The following is a 16595-nucleotide window of genomic DNA, read 5'->3' as shown; positions in this document are numbered from 1 at the left end:
AGAGGCTCACGGCGTCGAGGAGGACGTCGCTGACCGCACTGGCGGTGCCGGGCGGGTACGGCGCGCCCGGCGGCACGTGGACGGGCGGATCGACGGCGAGGACGCGGACGGCTCCCCCGGCTGCGGGCTCGGAGCGGCACGCCGTGCGGCCTCCGGCGGCTCGACCTCCTGCCCGAACCGCCCGGCCGCCTGCCTGCGTACCGTCCCCCGACGCTGGCGCCCCGCAGCGCTCAGCCCACCCCCATCCGGGAACCTCATGCACCAGGGGATACAGCCGACAGGCCATGCCCACGAGGCACGTCGAGGACGATCGCCCTGACAAACCGGGGTCAGTAGCTCGCCGCGCCCCTCCTGTTTCGCGGCGCCAGATGCAGAATCAGCGACGCAGCCGTGACGAACACCGGCCCAAGCAGCGGAGCGAAGCCGTGCATCAGCCGCTCGAGGATCGCGAATGTGGCTGCGCCGAGAATCAACAGCCCCATCGTGGTCAGCGCACGCCGCTGGAATCGCCTCAGTGTCACGGCGTCGACAACGGCCTGGGTCAACAGGCCAGTCAGGTACGCGGTCGTCACATGAGTGCCCAGGACCGCACGCACTCCCGCGTTCTGACACCCCATAGCGGCCGACACGGTGCCCAGCATCGCGGTACGCGCCCAGCCACTCGGGTGGCCGTCCACCGAAAGCCACCAGACAGCGACAGCCCACAGCAGTACGACTTCGAGGAGGAGAAAGCCGATGCCCGCAGATCGCGAAGCCCGACGAGCACCGACCACCGCCCAACTGCCGCCCGCAGCACCCAGCACGTAACAGAGCACCGCGAGGCCGGCCAGCCGACCGAGCGCAAGGTCCTCACTTCCCAGGCCGATGCCGATCATCGCCGAGTTGGCGGTCATGACGCTCGTGAAGGCTCCGCCCAGTGCGAGAAAGCCCCAGGCGTTGACCGCGCCGGCAGAGAGGGTCAGCAGGCCGGCGGCCCAGCCGTACCCGGGCTCTCGGCCATGAGCGGGGTTTCCCCGGCGACACCTCACCATGCCACTCCTCGCCTCTCCCCCGGGTGGCGTGCCATGAACGGCCGTCCCTTCCGGCAGCGTTGAGGCAGCCCCTCGACCCGACCACTAAGGCATCGGCCGTCGTGCACCGGACCCGTCACCGACGTTCACGGGCATCGCCAAGTGCGCGAGGTCTCCTGGCGGCGGCGTGAACACCGGCCACAGCGGCGCGGGAACACCATCGGCGGCCGCAGCCGGTGCGTCAGTCAGACGCATGCGTTCGCGCAACCGACCATAGAAGTCCATGGGTCCCAGCCGAACGGCGCGCAACCGGCGAGGGGCGGCATAGACACCGATCCAGTCACCCGGATCGAGTACGCCCCTCAACTGACCGTCGATGCTCACGGCCGCCTGGCCCGACCGCTCGAGAATGCGCAGCGCCACGGGTTCGTCCGGTGCGGTGACCACGGAGCGGTCGAAGGTCATGTGCGGGGCCACGGCCGTGAAGACCAGCGCCTCGGCCCTGGGAGAGACCACGGGGCCGCCCGCGGCGAAACTGTAGGCGGTGGATCCTGTCGGAGTGGCCACCAACAGCGCGTCGGCGGAGTACAAGGCCAGCAGCCGGCCGGCGACGTAGACGCCTACAGAGATCTGCCGGTCTCTCGACAACTTCTCCAGTACCACATCATTGAGCGCCATCACGTTCAAGGCGACGCCCCATTCGTCGCCGCTCTCGCAGTCGGTACGTACTCGCGGAGGTGGCAGCAGCGGACCGCGTCCATAACGCAGCAGCGTCTCCATCTCCGGTGGGATCTCCAGCGTCCGGGAGGCCCGCAGAGTGAGCAGCATGCGGCTCTCCGGCTCGAGGTGATCGGCCCGGACCGCGTCGAGAGCGGATCGCACAACCGACTGGGGAACCTCGGTCAGGAAGCCGACCCGCCCCAAATCCACGCCCAGGATCAGAGCGTCGTTTTCCGCCGCCAGCCGAGCGCCACGCAGGAAGGTGCCGTCACCGCCGAGCGTGACGATGAGGTCTGGGTCGCCCGCCGCCTCCACCTCTTCTCGGGCGCTGTGCCGACCCTCGCTGCTCCACACATCGATGTCCGTGCACCCGACCGCGTTCTCCCCGCACCACTCCCGGACCTTCTGGGCCGCCTCCCTCGCACCCTCGCGCCCGCCGTGCACCACGAGTCCGACTCGTGCAATCGCCACATCTGCCTCCCTGCGCGTTCAGAAGGGAGCGGTAAGTTCGTCGGTTCGCGTCGAGGTTGTCGCACCGAACACGGACCGCTTGTTCCCGTCACCAGTTCTTTCTTCGGCTACAGACGTCGGAATCTTCGCCGACCGTCATGGCGAGCGGGCCGCGACATGCCGAGTCGAGGCAGGTGACAAGGTTCGTACGAGCCCCCCGAGGGCCAAGAAGTGCCCTTCCGGTCATCCGGTCGTCGGACTGCTCGTGGGGGGATGGGGACCGCCCTGTCGTCGAGACGCGCCACCTGAGCCGCAGTGCGTGCCCGACGACGCCCCGCACCGGCGAGGAACAGCCCTTGATGCTGAGGGGTACAGGCTCTCCTTCGAACCGCAATCGGTCGGCTACTGGCACGGCCCGCTGCGTGCCCGCCGCACGGGTCCACCTCCATCCGCCGCACCAATGTGCCTACGGGCAGGCACACTTGGTGTGCACCAAGCAGGCAGGACCGCGGAGCGGAAGGTGCGACGGTCGGCTCCCCGCCGAGGTTACGGAGACGGCATGCGCAGGGCCATGCGCCAGCGTCCATGCCACTTGTCTCATCGTCCGAGGCGCCTGATCGGGAACCGCGCGAAGTGACGCACGGTCCGCAGGCGTGGCAACAGCGCCGGGTGGGGTCGCCAAGGGCAAGGTGCGAAGGCGGGGGCGTTGTGCGGCGGTGGAGCGGGAGCGGTGGGGACGATGGCATCGGCGCCGGGGCCGCGCACGGGCCCGGGTGCGGATCTTCTTCCAGTTGAAGTACTGCCTGAACGGTTCCCCGACCACGGCGCACACTCACGTCGAGCATGCGTGGACGGTCCACCAGGGGTGACCTGCTCAACCAGCGACCTGCCGGCCAAGGCCCGCAAGACGCCGGCATCCGGCGCAGCCCGCTCCGGGACCTGGGCGCGCCCATGGCGTTCTCGCGCGTGACCTTCGCTGCCGCAAGGCCGATACTGCCGACAGCAGGGATCACGACCAAGCCGCACCCGACCGTCCGACAGACCTGACGAGCCGTCACCGAAGCCGGCATCGAGTCAGCAGCAGTACCGCCACAACCCGCTCCCAGCCGTCACGGAGCGCCAGGACCGAGAACCGCTCACACCCGCTCTGACCAGCAAAGAGGCAGGTCACTGACTGGCCTGCCAGGTTTCCCAGGAGGTACCCGTGAAGATGCTCATCAACGTCCCCGAGACCGTCGTCGCGGACGCGCTGCGCGGTATGGCCGCCGCCCATCCCGAGTTGACCGTGGATGTGGAGAACAGGGTGATCGTGCGGCGCGACGCCCCCGTGGCCGGGCAGGTCGCGCTGGTGTCGGGGGGTGGTTCCGGGCACGAGCCGCTGCACGGCGGGTTCGTGGGTCCCGGGATGCTGTCGGCGGCGTGTCCGGGTGAGGTGTTCACCTCGCCGGTGCCGGACCAGATGGTGCGGGCCGCGGCGGCCGTGGACAGCGGAGCCGGGGTGCTCTTCGTCGTCAAGAACTACACCGGTGACGTGCTGAACTTCGACATGGCCGCCGAACTGGCCGAGGACGAGGGCATCCAGGTCGCGAAGGTGCTGGTCAACGACGACGTGGCGGTGACGGACAGTCTCTACACCGCCGGCCGGCGCGGCACGGGGGCGACCCTGTTCGTGGAGAAGATCGCCGGGGCGGCGGCACGGGAGGGGCGGCCGCTGGAGCAGGTGGAGGCGATCGCCCGCCGGGTCAACGACGGCTCGCGCAGTTTCGGCGTGGCGCTCAGCCCCGTGACGACGCCGGCCAAGGGCAGCCCCACCTTCGACCTTCCCGCCGGCGAGCTGGAGCTGGGCATCGGCATCCACGGGGAGCCCGGTCGGGAGCGGAGGCCCATGATGACCTCGGGCGAGATCGCCGAGGCCGCCGTGGACGCGGTGCTGACCGATCTCGCTCCGCGCAACCCCGTCCTAGTCCTTGTCAACGGCATGGGGGCGACCCCGCTGCTGGAACTGTACGGCTTCAACGCCGAGGTGCAGCGGGTGCTCGGCTCGCGGGGCGTGGCCGTCGCCCGCACCCTGGTCGGCAACTACGTCACCTCGCTCGACATGGCCGGCGCCTCGGTCACCCTGTGCGAGATCGACGAGGAACTGCTCGGGCTGTGGGACGCGCCGGTCAGCACACCGGGGCTGCGGTGGGGCATGTGACGGCGAACGGGGAGAGAATCGCGACGTACCTACCAGGCAAGGAGATCCCGTGCTCGACGCCGACTTCTTCCGCCGTTGGATGACGGCGACCACCGCGCTGGTCGACCGTGACGCGGAACGGCTCACCGCTCTCGACTCACCCATCGGCGACGCCGACCACGGCAGCAATCTGCAGCGCGGATTCACGGCCGTGGCCACCGCGCTGGAGAAGGACGCACCCGACACTCCCGGCGCGGTCCTCGTCCTCGCCGGACGGCAGCTCATCTCCACGGTCGGCGGCGCCTCGGGACCGTTGTACGGGACGCTGCTGCGCCGTACGGGCAAGGCGCTCGGGGACGCCGCGGAGGTGAGCGCGGAGCAGCTGGCCGAGGCGCTGCGGGCGGGGGTGGACGCCGTCCGGACGCTGGGCGGTGCCGCGCCGGGCGACAAGACCATGGTCGACGCCCTGGTGCCCGCCGTGGACGCCCTGGGCGACTCGTTCGCCGCGGCCGGCGCCGCGGCCGCGGAAGGAGCCGAGGCGACCACGCCGTTGCAGGCCCGCAAGGGCAGGGCGAGCTATCTGGGCGAGCGCAGCGTCGGTCACCAGGACCCGGGGGCGACCTCCTCCGCGCTGCTCTTCGAGGCGCTGAAGGAGACGGCCGGTGAGTGACGAGCAGCAGCTGGTGGGGATCGTGCTGGTCTCCCACAGCGCCGAGGTGGCCGCCTCCGTGGCGGAGCTGGCGAAGGCCCTGTCGGGCGGCGCCGGGGCCGTGGCCGTCGCCCCCGCGGGCGGTACCGCCTCCGGCGAGTTCGGCACCAGTTCGGAGCTGGTCGCGTCCGCCGCCGCGTCGGTGGACCGGGGGGCGGGGGTCGCCGTCCTCACCGACCTCGGCAGTGCGGTCCTCACCGTCAAGGCGCTGCTCGCCGAGGGCGACGAACTCCCGGACAACACCCGTCTGGTGGACGCCCCCTTCGTCGAGGGCGCGGTGGCGGCGGTCGTCACGGCCTCGACGGGCGCCGGCCTCGCGGCCGTGGAGGCGGCGGCCGCGGAGGCGTACTCGTACCGGAAGACCTGAGCGGACGGTCTGAGCGGCCCCCGGCCGTCTCCGGGCCGTCTCCGCCGCTCAGCCCCCGTCCACGAACCTGCGCGCCAGCCGCTCCCCCGCCTTCTCGGCCGCGGCCGTGTCCTCGATGGGCCGCACCTCGGTGTCCTTGAAGACGATGTACGTCACGTCGGAGGCGACCCCGCCGCCCGCCGGGTCCGCCGGGATGCCGAGGGAGCGTGCGGCGGCGTAGGAGGCCTCGCCGATGAGATCGGTGGGGCCCACGTCGCCGACGACGGCGTACCGCACCCGGTCCCCGTGGACCAGGGCCGCGAGCGAACCGCCGCGGACGTCGTCCTCCCCGGGGTCCCAGGTGTCACTGGGGCCGGGCACGACGACGTAGGGCAGGCGCTCGGCGTCCAGCGGACGGCCGTCCGACTCCGTGTAGGCGGTGGCGGGGGTGAAGTGCGGGTCGGTCCGGCCGTTGCACCGGTCGCCGGGCCGGCCGTCGCAGTCGACGTCGAGGTCGGCCTTCCAGTACACGGCGTCCCGGGTGCCGCAGACCGGGATGTCCGCCGGTGCTCCGGCGTCGCTGCGGTAACGCCCGCGCGAGACGGGCTCGCAGTCCCGGACCCTGGCCAGCAGCTCGGCGGCGCGGACGGGACGGTCGCCCTCGGTCCGCTCCCCACCGGCGCGGGCACCGGTCCCGGAGTCCGGCCGGGCCGGCGAGGTCGGCGCGGCCGGGCCATGGGGAAGGGGGCCGACCCGGACCCCGGACCGGTCGGCCCGCAGCGGCACGGCCCGGTCGGGGGCACCGGGCAGCAGGATCCGCGCCGGGTCGGGCAGTGGCGCGGGCGGAGCGTCGGGGAACGTCGACGGGGCGAGCAGGGCGGCGCTGGCCGCGACCAGTGTCAGCGACTGGACACGCACGATGTGGCCTCTCCTCGGGGGCATGGGCGGCACTCGGCCCCATCTGTCCCCGAAACGCTCGCGCGACCACCATTCGCAGGGCCAGACGGTGCACGCGCGCCGGCCGGGCCGCGTGCGGAGGGGAGGCTCGACCGGGGGCGGGCGGGCCGGGCCCGTTCCGGCTCCGGCCCGTCCGGCCGCCCCCGCCGGCGCGGGGTCAGCGACGACAGCGGTCCACGCGCCACCGGCCCGAACCTCCCACTGAACACGGGGAGTTCGGCCGTGAGGTAACTCAGCATACGTAACCCGTCCGGGTGACCGTGACCCGCGACCCTCTTGATGTGACCGCATCACAGGCGTCATATTGGTCCGGACCATTGCAGGCGGAGTGGGAGGCCGAGCCGTGCGTGACGTTCCCGTTGCCGCTCCCGCTCGCCGGTGCGCCCTGCTCTGCGGGGCGCTCGTCCTGCTCGCCTCCTGCGGCTGGGGCGGGGGCGGTGACGGAGACGGAAACGGCGGTGGGCTGCCCGCGGTGCCCACGGGCGTCACCGCGCAGGCCGGCAGCGCGACGACCGTGCACGTGATGTGGAACGCGGTCGAGGACGTCGAGACCTACGAGGTGTACCGGGACGGAACGCTGGAGAAGAAGGTTCCGGCGGCCGAGCGGATGGTGGACGTCACCCGGCTGAGCCCCTCGACGGCGTACGCCTTCACCGTGCGGGCGCGCGACGCCGACGGACGGCTCGGGCCCCGCAGCCGGGAGGTGCGGGCGACCACTCCGGCCGCGGTGGCCGACGAGTCGGCTCCGACCCGCCCCGGGGACGTGCACGGCCGCGCGGTGGGCAGCCGGGCGGTCCAGCTCGGCTGGTCGGCCGCGAAGGACGACCGCGACGTCGTGTCGTACGACGTCTACCAGGGCGGCGCCAAGGTGCACAGCGTCGGGGGTGATCAGACGGCGGCCGTGGTCACGGGGCTGCGGCCGGGCACCGCTTACGCGTTCACCGTCCGGGCGCGGGACGCCGCCGACAACGTCTCCCCCGCGAGCGCCGCCGTCCGGCTCACCACCCCCGGCGCCGACGACGGGCGCGCCACCGCGCCCACGGAGCTGCGCGCCGCCTCCCACCGGGCCGACGGGGCCTACTACCTCGACCTCTCCTGGGTCCCGCCGCGCACCGAGTCGCCGGTGACCGAGTACCAGATCCACCTGGACGGCCGTGCGGCGACCTCGCTGGTCTACGGCGCCGACGCGCCGCGCGACCGCGCCGAGTACAGCTTCTACGCCGGGCGCGAGGCCGGCGTCACGCACCGGGTCCGGATCCGGGCGAGGCTGGCCGACGGCACCTGGGGCGGGTTCTCGGAGGAGCGGAAGGTGACCACGGGCGCGGGTCGGTGACGCCCGTCCGGCTCGGCGTCCGGGCGGGGCGGTGAACGCGTCACCTGGGCGGTCGCGCTCCGCATGCGGGCGCGGTCCGTGCCCTGTTGGCTGCCAGAGGGGGCACGGGCGTTCCCGATCCCGGCGGCGCAAGGGATGTACCGCCGACCGTGCCGCCGGAGGGCAGTCCACATGCGCATCTCATCGCCACTTCTCCGCTCCGGTGCGACCGTGGCAGCCGTCGCCGCGCTGCCCGTCGCCCTGGCCCCGGGACCGGCTCTGGCGGGTCCGGGGATCTCCGTGAGCACCACCGGGACCACGGTGTCGGTCACGACCACGGCCTGTGCCCAGCTCAACGGCAGTTGGGGCACCGCGTCGCTGCTCACCAGCAGTCAGCGGGACTTCGCCCAGGGGCGTCAGGTGGCGCTGTCCGGCAGCGCCTCGGGGCAGTCCGCGGCCTGGTCGGGCATCACGCCGGGCACGTACACGGTGATCGTCATGTGCTCGAACAACAGCACCGCCGGCACCCAGACGGTCATCGTCTCCTCGGCGCCCTCCCCCTCGCCCTCCCCCAGCCGCTCCGCCGCGCCCTCCCCGTCCGCGTCGCCGGGCGGTGTCATGGGCGGTCTCGGCGGGGCCGTCCGGGACTACGGCACGGCCACCCTGGTGGCGGGCGGCGCGCTGGTGGGGACCGGGGTCATCGCCGCGGCCTGGTTCCTGCGCCGGCGCGCGAAGCCGTACCGGTTCTGAGGGAACACGCCCCACCGCGGCCGGCCCGGTCAGGCCGGTTCGTCATCCGGCAGCTCGGCGAACTCCGCCAGCGCGTGCCGGAGCCACCGGGTCCAGAACGTCTCCAGGTCGATGCCGGCCCGCAGCACCAGGTGGCGCAGCCGGTCCTCGGTGCTGTCCCGGCCGGGCGGGAAGTCGCGCTCCTCGATCTCCTCGTACTCGGCCAACTGCCTCTCGTGCAGCTCCAGATGCCGGCGCAGGTCCGCCTCGAGACCGGCGGTGCCGACCACGGCGGCGGCGCGCAGCCGCAGCAGCATCGTGTCCCGCAGGGGTTTGAGGTCGTGCGGGGCGGCGGTCCAGCGGGCCAGTTCGGCGCGGCCCGCGGGCAGGACCTCGTAGGACTTCTTCTGCCCGCGGGCCGGCTGCCGGCCGGGCAGGGCCCGGATCAGGCCCTCGGCCTCCAGCTTTCCCAGCTCGCGATAGATCTGCTGGTGCGTGGCCGACCAGAAGTAGCCGATCGACTTGTCGAACCGGCGGGTCAGCTCCAGCCCGGACGACGGCTTTTCGACCAGGGCGGTGAGGATCGCGTGCGGGAGTGACATGGGCTCATCCTAGGGACGGCCCGCCCGCCCCCTACAGCGCCGCCGCCAGCTCGGTGCCCTGCTTGACGGCGCGCTTGGCGTCCAGTTCGGCGGCCACGTCGGCGCCGCCGATGAGGTGGGCGCCGACACCGGCGGCGATCAGGTCGTCGTACAGGCTCCGGCTGGGCTCCTGGCCGGTGCACAGGACGACCGTGTCGACCTCCAGGACCGTGGACTCGCCGTCGACGGTGATGTGCAGTCCGGCGTCGTCGATCCGGTCGTAGCGGACGCCCGGGACCATGGTGACGCCGCGGTGCTTCAGCTCGGTGCGGTGGATCCAGCCGGTGGTCTTGCCGAGTCCGGCGCCGACCTTGGTGGTCTTGCGCTGGAGCAGGTGGACGGTGCGCGGCGGGGCCGGGCGCTCGGGCGCGGCGAGGCCGCCGGGGGCGCGGTAGCCGGTGTCGACGCCCCAGAGGCGGAAGTACGTCTCGGGGTCCTCGTGCGCCTTGTCGCCGCCGTCGGTGAGGTACTCGGCGACGTCGAAGCCGATGCCGCCCGCGCCGAGGATGGCGACGCGCTCGCCGACGGGGGCGCCGTCGCGCAGGACGTCGAGGTAGCCGACGACGGACGGGTGGTCGACGCCGGGGATGTCGGGCGTGCGGGGGGTGACGCCGGTGGCGACGACGACCTCGTCGTGGCCGGTGAGGTCCTCGACGCCGACGCGGGTGTTCAGGCGTACGTCCACGCCGTGGGCCGCGAGCTGGGTGCGGAAGTAGCGCAGCGTCTCGTCGAACTCCTGCTTGCCGGGGACCTTGCGGGCGACGTTGAGCTGTCCGCCGATCTCGCCCGCGGCGTCGAACAGGGTGACCTCGTGGCCGCGTTCGGCGGCGCTCACGGCGCAGGCGAGGCCTGCCGGTCCGGCGCCGACGACGGCGACGCGCTTGCGCAGCCGGGTCGGGGTGAGGACGAGTTCGGTCTCGTGGCAGGCGCGCGGGTTGACCAGGCAGGAGGTGATCCTCCCGCTGAAGGTGTGGTCCAGGCAGGCCTGGTTGCAGCCGATGCAGGTGTTGATGGCCTCGGGACGGCCGGCGGCGGCCTTGGCGACGAAGTCGGGGTCGGCGAGCATGGGACGGGCCATCGAGACCATGTCGGCGGTGCCCTCGGCGAGCAGCCGTTCGGCGACCTCGGGGGTGTTGATGCGGTTGGTGGTGACCAGCGGGACGGAGACCTCGCCCATGAGGCGCTTGGTGACCCAGGTGTAGGCGCCGCGCGGCACGGAGGTGGCGATGGTGGGGATGCGGGCCTCGTGCCAGCCGATGCCGGTGTTGATGATCGTGGCTCCGGCGGCCTCGACGGCCTTGGCGAGGGTGGTCACCTCGTCCAGGGTGGAGCCGCCGGGCACCAGGTCCAGCATGGACAGCCGGTAGACGAGGATGAAGTCCTCGCCGACCGCCTCGCGCACCCGGCGGACGATCTCGACGGGGAAGCGCATGCGGTTCTCGTACGAGCCGCCCCAGCGGTCGGTGCGGTGATTGGTCCGGGCGGCGATGAACTCGTTGATCAGGTAGCCCTCGGAGCCCATGATCTCGACGCCGTCGTATCCGGCCCGGCGGGCGAGGCGGGCGGTGCGGACGTAGTCGTCGACGGTGCGCTCGACCTCGGTGTCGGTCAGCTCGCGCGGCACGTGCGGGCTGATCGGGGCCTGGAGCGCGCTCGGGGCGACCAGGTCGGCATGGTAGGCGTAGCGGCCGAAGTGCAGGATCTGCAGGGCGATGCGGCCGCCCTCGCGGTGCACGGCGTCGGTGACGACCCGGTGCTGCTCGGCCTCCGCCTCGGTGGTGAGCCTGGCGCCGCCCTCGTACGGGCGGCCCTCGTCGTTGGGGGCTATGCCGCCGGTGACGATCAGACCGACTCCGCCGCGGGCCCGGGCGGCGTAGAAGGCGGCCATGCGCTCGAACCCGCGCTCGGCCTCTTCCAGGCCGACGTGCATCGAGCCCATCAGGACCCGGTTGGGCAGCGTGGTGAAGCCCAGGTCGAGCGGGCTCAGCAGGTGCGGGTAACGGCTCATCGGGCCCTCCGTGCGCGGTGTGGTGCCTCTGTTGTAGAGGACCGCCGCCCGTTTTTGCAACTAGTTGCACAACCGGGGTGGCGCACACCTCACCGCACACGGCGGGACCGGGTCAGTGGCTTTCGAGCCGTACGTGCAGCTCCCGTTCCTGGTCCCCGGAGGCCGTGCTCAGGTCGTGCACGGTGAACAGGGAGTCCAGGGTGGTGCGGAACCGTTCGATCGCCCAGTAGCCGCCCTGCACGTCGGCCTCCACGGACGCCCCGAGCCGGGCGGGGTCGCACGCGCCGCCCCGGGCGTCGGCCACGTCGAAGGTGCCGAGCCAGACGGTCGGGCGCACCTCGTGGTACTCCCGGGTCGCGTCGCCCGCGTGCCGGTCGGAGGAGAAGCACGCGCACAAGGTGTCGAACACGGTCCGGGCGTCCTCCTTGCTGCATCCGCTCAGCTCCACCGAGACGGACTCCGGATGCAGTCGCTCACCGTTCATCGTGATCGCTCCCTCTGGTGGGCACGGCCGATACCACCAGAAAAGCACCACCCGCCGCCCGGCGCGAGGGGCCGGGTCAGCCGCTGGTGAAGCGGTACGTCTTGCTGTCCGTCAGCACGCAGAAGCCGGGCGACACGACGATAACGCGCAGGGTGCCGGTACGCCGGTCGTAGTCGACGCCCTCCGCCTCGAAGGAGCCCGAGCAGGCGCTGCGCAGGGGCAGCTGGCGCAGGGCGGTGACGTGTCCGGTGACGTCGGAGGAGCCGGTCGGCGGTGCCGACAGGTCGATCCGCAGCAACGGCTTGGTGATGCCGAAGAGCGCGCCCTCAGGGTCGTCGGAGGAGCACAGCAGCGTGGTGGCGTCCAGGAAGTCGCAGCCCTGGACGTCGCGCACGGCGTGGTCGAGGTGCACGGTGGCCGCCTGCGGGAGGTTCGCCGAGGGCGAGGTGGCGGGGTTGACGCCGGGGGTCGGGAAGACGAGGAGCCGGTTCATGGTGCCCCACTCCCCCGCCAGCATCCACTGGCCGTCGGGCGAGATTGCGGACCACGAGTTGTTCAGCGCCTCCCCGGCGCTCAGCGTGTGCACGTACTCCGACCAGCCGCCGTCCGGCGCCTGCACGCGGAACATCTTCGTGTTCCCGTCGTCGCGCTGGTACGGCTCGACGTAGTGGCCGTCGTAGGAGGCGTCGGGGTCGCCGACGTGGTTCCAGCCCCGGACGCTGAGGCTGAGCGGGATCGTGCCGATGCCGGTGTAGCGGTTGGGGCTGCCCGCCGGAACCTCGACCGAGGCGAGGCCCTGGCTCTCGGTCAGCGGGTCGGCGCGGTCGGAGCCCACCTCGGTCCAGGTGCCGGCGGCGGGAGCGGCCGCCTGTGACGGACCGGCGAGGACGAGTGAGAGGGCCAGGACGGCGAGTCCCGTCAGGACGGAGTGACAACGTTGCCGGGCGCTCAGGGTCATGGAGGCTCCTCGGTGGGGTCGGCCGGGCGGCACGGGCGGGGGCGGCACTCGGGGCACAGTCTGGACCGCCCGTACAGTCATGTACAGACCAACTCCGGACGCCTTCGTGCGGCGCTCCGCGTCCCGCGGGGAGATGCTGGGAGGAGGCGGCGGCGCCCCGCGGAACCGGCTCCGGGCGCGGTGGAACGCGGTACAACAAGGGAGTCGGCATCGAAGGGCGTGCCGCGTCGGACGGTGAAGGCGGGGCGTGGATGAGTGCAGCGGGGTCTGCCGGGTTCGGGGGCGAGCCGTCGCCTCGCGGCCCCGTGCGGCCCAGTGGACTGCTCGACCTGCTGAACGTGGCCTCGATCGTGCTGGACTCCGAGGGCCGGATCGTCCTGTGGAGCCCGCAGGCCGAGGAGCTGTTCGGGTACTCGGCGCCGGAGGCCCTGGGCCGGTACGCGGCCCGCATCATGGTCCACGAGCGCCATCTCGACCTGGTCGTCAAGCTGTTCGACGACGTCATGAAGACCGGCCGGAGCTGGGCCGGCGCCTTCCCCGTCCGGCACAAGGACGGCAGCACCCGGCTGGTCGAGTTCCGCAACATGCGGTTGCTGGACGACCGCGGTGACGTCTACGCCCTCGGACTCGCGGCCGACCAGTCGATGGTGCGCCGGCTGGAGCGGGACGTGGCCCTGTCCACGCGGGTCATCATGCAGTCCCCGATCGGTCTGGCCGTCCTGGACACGGAGCTGCGGTACGTGTCGGTCAACCCGGCCCTGGAGGAGCTCAACGGCATCCCCGCCGAGGAGCACCTCGGCCGGACGATCCGCGAGCTGCTGCCGCAGGTGGACGCCGGTCCGCTGGAGGCGGCGGCACGCGAGGTGCTGGAGACCGGGCGGCCGGTCGTCGACCAGCCCGCGACCGGGCGGACCCCCGCCGACCCGGACGAGGAGCACGCCTGGCCGGTGTCGCTGTACCGGCTGGAGGACGCCCTGGGTGCCGTGCTGGGCGTGGCGGTCTCGATCGTCGACGTCACCGAGCAGTACCGGACGGCCGCCGAGGCCGAGGGGGCGCGGCGCCGGCTGGCCGCGGTGGCGGACGCCTCCGCCCGGATCGGCACCACCCTGCGCCTTGACCGCACCGCGTACGAGCTGGCCGACGTGGCCGTGCCCGGCCTCGCCGACATCGCGGCCGTGGACCTGCTGGACGCCGTGGTGGAGGGCCGGCGCAGCACGCTGGGGCCGGCCGAGTCCGCGGTGATCAGGGCGCTGGCGGTGCGGGCCGACGACGGCCACGACGCGCTGCGGGCGGCCGACCGGCCCGGCGAGGTCGCCCGGTACGGACCGGACCGCCTGGTCACCGAGTGCGTGCGCACCGGCCGGCCGGTGATGGTGGCGCGGGTGACGCGCGAGGACCTGGGGCGCATCGCCCGCTCCCCTCGGGCGGCGGAGCTGCTGGGCCGGGCGGGCGTGCACTCGTACCTGGCCGTGCCGCTGATCGCGCGGGGGGAGGTGCTGGGCGCCCTGGACCTGAAACGGACCGCCAATCCCCTGCCGTTCGGCGAGGACGACCTGCTGCTCGCCCGGGAGCTGGCCGCGCGGGCGGCGCTGCAGATCGACAACGCCCGCTGGTACCAGAACGCCCGCGACACCGCGCTCACCCTCCAGCGCAGCCTGCTGCCGAGCCACCCGCCGGTGACGGGCGGGCTCGAGGTCGCCTCCCGATACCAGCCGGCCGGGGGCACCAGCGAGGTCGGCGGCGACTGGTTCGACGTGATCGAGCTGGCGGACAGCAAGACCGCGCTGGTGGTGGGCGACGTGATGGGCAGCGGTATCGCGGCGGCGGCCTCCATGGGACGGCTGCGGACCGCGACGAACACCCTGGCCGCCCTCGAACTGGACCCGGCGCAGCTGCTCGGGCACCTGGAGCGGACCACGGCGGGCCTGGACCAGGCCATCGCCACCTGTCTGTACGCCGTGCACGATCCGCACCGGCGGCAGTGCCGGATCGCCAACGCCGGACACCTCCCCCCGGTCCGCCTGCGGGCCGGCCGGCCGCCGGAGCTGCTCGACCTGCCCACCGGGGTGCCGCTCGGGGTGGGCGGCGTCGCCTTCTCCACCACCACCGTCGGCCTGGAGCCGGGCGACCGGCTGGTGTTCTACACCGACGGCCTGGTCGAGACCCGCCGGCATCCTCTGGACGAACGGCTGGACGCGCTCCTTGCCCTGCTGGAGGGCCCGGACCGTCCGCTGGAGGAGGTCTGCGACCTGCTGCTGCCCACCTTGCACCAGCCGGAGAACTCCGACGACGTGGCCCTGCTGATCGCCCGGGCCACGCCGCCGGTGCCGTAGGCCCCGGCGACGGCCGGCCTCCCCCAGAGCAGGCACCCGACGCCGCCGGGCCCGCCCGCCGGGCGGACGACGGGTCCGTGACGACAGGCCCTGGCGGCACGGGGAGCGGGCGATCAGTCTCTGACGCCGACCACCACGTGGGCGTACAGGTCCTCGCAGACCGCGAGGCGGGTGGTCAGCCCGGCCCGGACGAAGGCGTCGACGGCGTCGGCCGCCTGGCGTTCGCTCGTCTCGACCAGCAGGCAGCCGCCCGGGGCCAGCCAGTGCGGCGCCGCCGCCGCGACCCGGCGCAGCACGTCGAGGCCGTCACCGCCGCCGTCGAGGGCGACCAGCGGTTCGTGGTCACGGGCCTCCGCGGGCAGCAGAGCGACCTCGCCGGTGGGGACGTACGGCACGTTGGCCGCGAGGATGTCCACCCGGCCGCGCAGCGCATCGGGCAGCGCGTCGAAGAGGTCACCGGCGTACACCCGGCCGCCCGCGTCGGCGAGATTGCCGCGGGCGCAGTCCACGGCGGCCGGGTCGACGTCGGCGGCGTGCACCTCGGGCCGGCCGAGCGCGGCGGCCAGGGCCGCGCCGACGGCGCCCGACCCGCAGCACAGGTCGACGACGACGTCCGCGTGCGGCGCGTGGGCCAGGGCCTGGGACACCAGGAACTCGGTGCGTCGGCGGGGTACGAAGACACCGGGGGCGACGGCGATGCGCAGACCGCGGAACTCGGCCCAGCCCACGACGAGTTCCAGGGGCAGGCCGCTGACACGGCGCTCGACCAGCGCGGTGAGTTCCGCGGCGGTGCGGGCAGTGTCCAGGATGAGCGCGGCCTCGTCCTCGGCGAAGACGCAGCCGGCGGCGCGCAGCGCGGCCACGACGGCGTCACGCGACGGAAGAGCCTGCGGGAACGCCGTGAAGACGGCGGGAGAGGAAGAGGCGGGGAAGGAGGATGAGGACATGGAGCGAGAGCCTTTCGGGAACCGAAGGGCGCTCTCCCGGTCACTCGCTTCCGGTGACCGTACTGCCGTGAGGTGAGAGCACCCGGGCCGACACAGCGGTAATCGGTCTCACCTCCCAGTCGTCCGCGGCCGGGGCGGTCCGCGGCCGCGGTCACATTACCGCAACTGATCAGGCGCCGGTGGCGTCGTGAGTGGTTCACGCGACCCGCCGGCTGAGTTGTAGTCTGCAACCAGCGACGCGAGGAGGATCCGTGACGGCTGCCGAGACACCCGACGAGACGACCGCCGTCCTCGACGGAACTCCCGCGGACGCGGCCGTGGAGACCATTCACCGTGAGATGACGGCCTTCGCCCGCCGGGCCAGGGCCTCGGCGGGGCGCATGCACCCGCAGCTGTCGCTGGTGTCGTACACGCTGCTCGGGCATCTGGAGGAGCGGGACGGCCGCCGGGCCACCGACCTGGCCGCCCACTACGCGCTGGACAAGTCCACCGTCAGCCGCCAGGTGTCCGCCCTGCAGCGCGCGGGGCTGATCGAGCGGCGGGTCGACCCCGAGGACCACCGCGTGCAGGTCCTGCACCTGACCGAGTCGGGGCGGCACATCCTGGGCCAGGTCACCGAGAGCCGCCGGGCCGCCTTCCGGGAGCGGCTCGCCGGCTGGCCCGAGGAGGACCTGCTCCGCTTCGCCGCGTATCTGGAGCGGTACAACGCGTGGCCGGGTGGCGCACCGGACGAGGAGCGTGAACGTTCGGCGCTCCGGGACACGTACCGTTGACGGGTACGCACTGATCACGCCGGCCGCGGGCGGAGCGCCCCG

Annotated in this window: 15 protein-coding genes; 7 read left to right on the top strand and 8 right to left on the bottom strand. The window is 73.1% G+C overall.

Annotated features, from left to right (window positions below; genetic code table 11):
- Positions 1–329: 329 nt before the first annotated feature.
- Both NI25_RS34545 and NI25_RS34540 read right to left on the bottom strand, forming a co-directional pair.
- Positions 330–1031: a YoaK family protein gene (locus NI25_RS34545; RefSeq protein ID WP_078884800.1), complete on the bottom strand. Its 702-nt coding sequence runs from the start codon at positions 1029–1031 to the stop codon at positions 330–332.
- Between the two features lie 84 nt (positions 1032–1115).
- Complete coding sequence (locus NI25_RS34540; RefSeq protein WP_061446236.1) at positions 1116–2201, bottom strand: NAD(+)/NADH kinase; 1086 nt, start codon at positions 2199–2201, stop codon at positions 1116–1118.
- Between the two features lie 1183 nt (positions 2202–3384).
- On the opposite strand from NI25_RS34540, the gene dhaK reads away from it, so the two are divergent.
- From dhaK to NI25_RS34525, 3 genes are read left to right on the top strand one after another with little or no spacing between them, the layout of a single operon-like run.
- Positions 3385–4377 (top strand): dihydroxyacetone kinase subunit DhaK, encoded by a 993-nt coding sequence (gene dhaK, locus NI25_RS34535; RefSeq protein WP_061446235.1) that lies wholly within the window; start codon positions 3385–3387, stop codon positions 4375–4377.
- Between the two features lie 49 nt (positions 4378–4426).
- Positions 4427–5026, top strand: a complete 600-nt coding sequence (gene dhaL / locus NI25_RS34530; protein WP_061446234.1) for a dihydroxyacetone kinase subunit DhaL — start codon at positions 4427–4429, stop codon at positions 5024–5026.
- Entirely contained in the window at positions 5019–5432 is a 414-nt protein-coding gene (locus NI25_RS34525) for a PTS-dependent dihydroxyacetone kinase phosphotransferase subunit DhaM (RefSeq protein WP_061446233.1), read from the top strand. The genes dhaL and NI25_RS34525 overlap by 8 nt, the downstream gene beginning before the upstream one ends.
- Before the next feature lie 48 nt (positions 5433–5480).
- Here NI25_RS34525 and NI25_RS34520 read toward each other — a convergent pair whose 3' ends face one another.
- Positions 5481–6329 carry a glycoside hydrolase family 75 protein gene (locus NI25_RS34520; protein ID WP_061446232.1) on the bottom strand — a complete coding sequence of 283 codons (849 nt, stop codon included), beginning with the start codon at positions 6327–6329 and terminating at the stop codon, positions 5481–5483.
- Between the two features lie 382 nt (positions 6330–6711).
- Between NI25_RS34520 and NI25_RS34515 the strand changes: the two genes are divergently transcribed.
- Together NI25_RS34515 and NI25_RS34510 are read left to right on the top strand one after the other, a co-directional pair.
- Entirely contained in the window at positions 6712–7701 is a 990-nt protein-coding gene (locus tag NI25_RS34515; RefSeq protein ID WP_061446231.1) for a fibronectin type III domain-containing protein, read from the top strand.
- Between the two features lie 171 nt (positions 7702–7872).
- Positions 7873–8430 (top strand): hypothetical protein, encoded by a 558-nt coding sequence (locus NI25_RS34510; protein WP_061446230.1) that lies wholly within the window; start codon positions 7873–7875, stop codon positions 8428–8430.
- Positions 8431–8459: 29 nt separating this feature from the next.
- Here NI25_RS34510 and NI25_RS34505 read toward each other — a convergent pair whose 3' ends face one another.
- The 4 genes from NI25_RS34505 to NI25_RS34490 form a co-directional block, all read right to left on the bottom strand.
- On the bottom strand, positions 8460–9011 hold the full coding sequence (locus NI25_RS34505; RefSeq protein ID WP_061446229.1) for a PadR family transcriptional regulator: 552 nt from the start codon (positions 9009–9011) through the stop codon (positions 8460–8462).
- 31 nt (positions 9012–9042) lie between these two features.
- Positions 9043–11058 (bottom strand): NADPH-dependent 2,4-dienoyl-CoA reductase, encoded by a 2016-nt coding sequence (locus NI25_RS34500; RefSeq protein ID WP_061446228.1) that lies wholly within the window; start codon positions 11056–11058, stop codon positions 9043–9045.
- A gap of 112 nt (positions 11059–11170) precedes the next feature.
- Positions 11171–11542, bottom strand: a complete 372-nt coding sequence (locus NI25_RS34495) for a hypothetical protein (RefSeq protein ID WP_061446227.1) — start codon at positions 11540–11542, stop codon at positions 11171–11173.
- Between the two features lie 76 nt (positions 11543–11618).
- Entirely contained in the window at positions 11619–12500 is an 882-nt protein-coding gene (locus tag NI25_RS34490) for a hypothetical protein (protein ID WP_061446226.1), read from the bottom strand.
- Between the two features lie 251 nt (positions 12501–12751).
- Here NI25_RS34490 and NI25_RS34485 point away from each other — a divergent pair, with 251 nt between their 5' ends.
- Positions 12752–14833, top strand: coding sequence for a SpoIIE family protein phosphatase (locus tag NI25_RS34485; protein WP_061446225.1), 2082 nt, complete (start codon positions 12752–12754; stop codon positions 14831–14833).
- Positions 14834–14946: 113 nt separating this feature from the next.
- On the opposite strand, the gene NI25_RS34480 is transcribed toward NI25_RS34485, so the two are convergent.
- Positions 14947–15780 (bottom strand): putative protein N(5)-glutamine methyltransferase, encoded by an 834-nt coding sequence (locus tag NI25_RS34480; protein WP_061446224.1) that lies wholly within the window; start codon positions 15778–15780, stop codon positions 14947–14949.
- A gap of 251 nt (positions 15781–16031) precedes the next feature.
- On the opposite strand from NI25_RS34480, the gene NI25_RS34475 reads away from it, so the two are divergent.
- Positions 16032–16553, top strand: coding sequence for a MarR family winged helix-turn-helix transcriptional regulator (locus NI25_RS34475; protein WP_061446223.1), 522 nt, complete (start codon positions 16032–16034; stop codon positions 16551–16553).
- The last annotated feature ends 42 nt before the right edge of the window (positions 16554–16595 follow it).

The organism is Streptomyces sp. CCM_MD2014 (assembly GCF_000772045.1).
In the GTDB taxonomy this organism is placed as follows: domain Bacteria; phylum Actinomycetota; class Actinomycetes; order Streptomycetales; family Streptomycetaceae; genus Streptomyces; species Streptomyces salinarius.
This window is presented reverse-complemented; position numbering and strand designations above follow the sequence as displayed.

Excerpts from the sequence above, each read along its gene's own strand:
- NI25_RS34545 (WP_078884800.1), bottom strand. The coding sequence starts at position 1,031 with ATGGTGAGGTGTCGCCGGGGAAACCCCGCTCATGGCCGAGAGCCCGGG.
- NI25_RS34510 (WP_061446230.1), top strand. The coding sequence starts at position 7,873 with ATGCGCATCTCATCGCCACTTCTCCGCTCCGGTGCGACCGTGGCAGCC.
- NI25_RS34505 (WP_061446229.1), bottom strand. The coding sequence starts at position 9,011 with ATGTCACTCCCGCACGCGATCCTCACCGCCCTGGTCGAAAAGCCGTCG.
- NI25_RS34500 (WP_061446228.1), bottom strand. The coding sequence starts at position 11,058 with ATGAGCCGTTACCCGCACCTGCTGAGCCCGCTCGACCTGGGCTTCACC.
- NI25_RS34495 (WP_061446227.1), bottom strand. The coding sequence starts at position 11,542 with ATGAACGGTGAGCGACTGCATCCGGAGTCCGTCTCGGTGGAGCTGAGC.
- NI25_RS34490 (WP_061446226.1), bottom strand. The coding sequence starts at position 12,500 with ATGACCCTGAGCGCCCGGCAACGTTGTCACTCCGTCCTGACGGGACTC.
- NI25_RS34485 (WP_061446225.1), top strand. The coding sequence starts at position 12,752 with ATGAGTGCAGCGGGGTCTGCCGGGTTCGGGGGCGAGCCGTCGCCTCGC.
- NI25_RS34480 (WP_061446224.1), bottom strand. The coding sequence starts at position 15,780 with ATGTCCTCATCCTCCTTCCCCGCCTCTTCCTCTCCCGCCGTCTTCACG.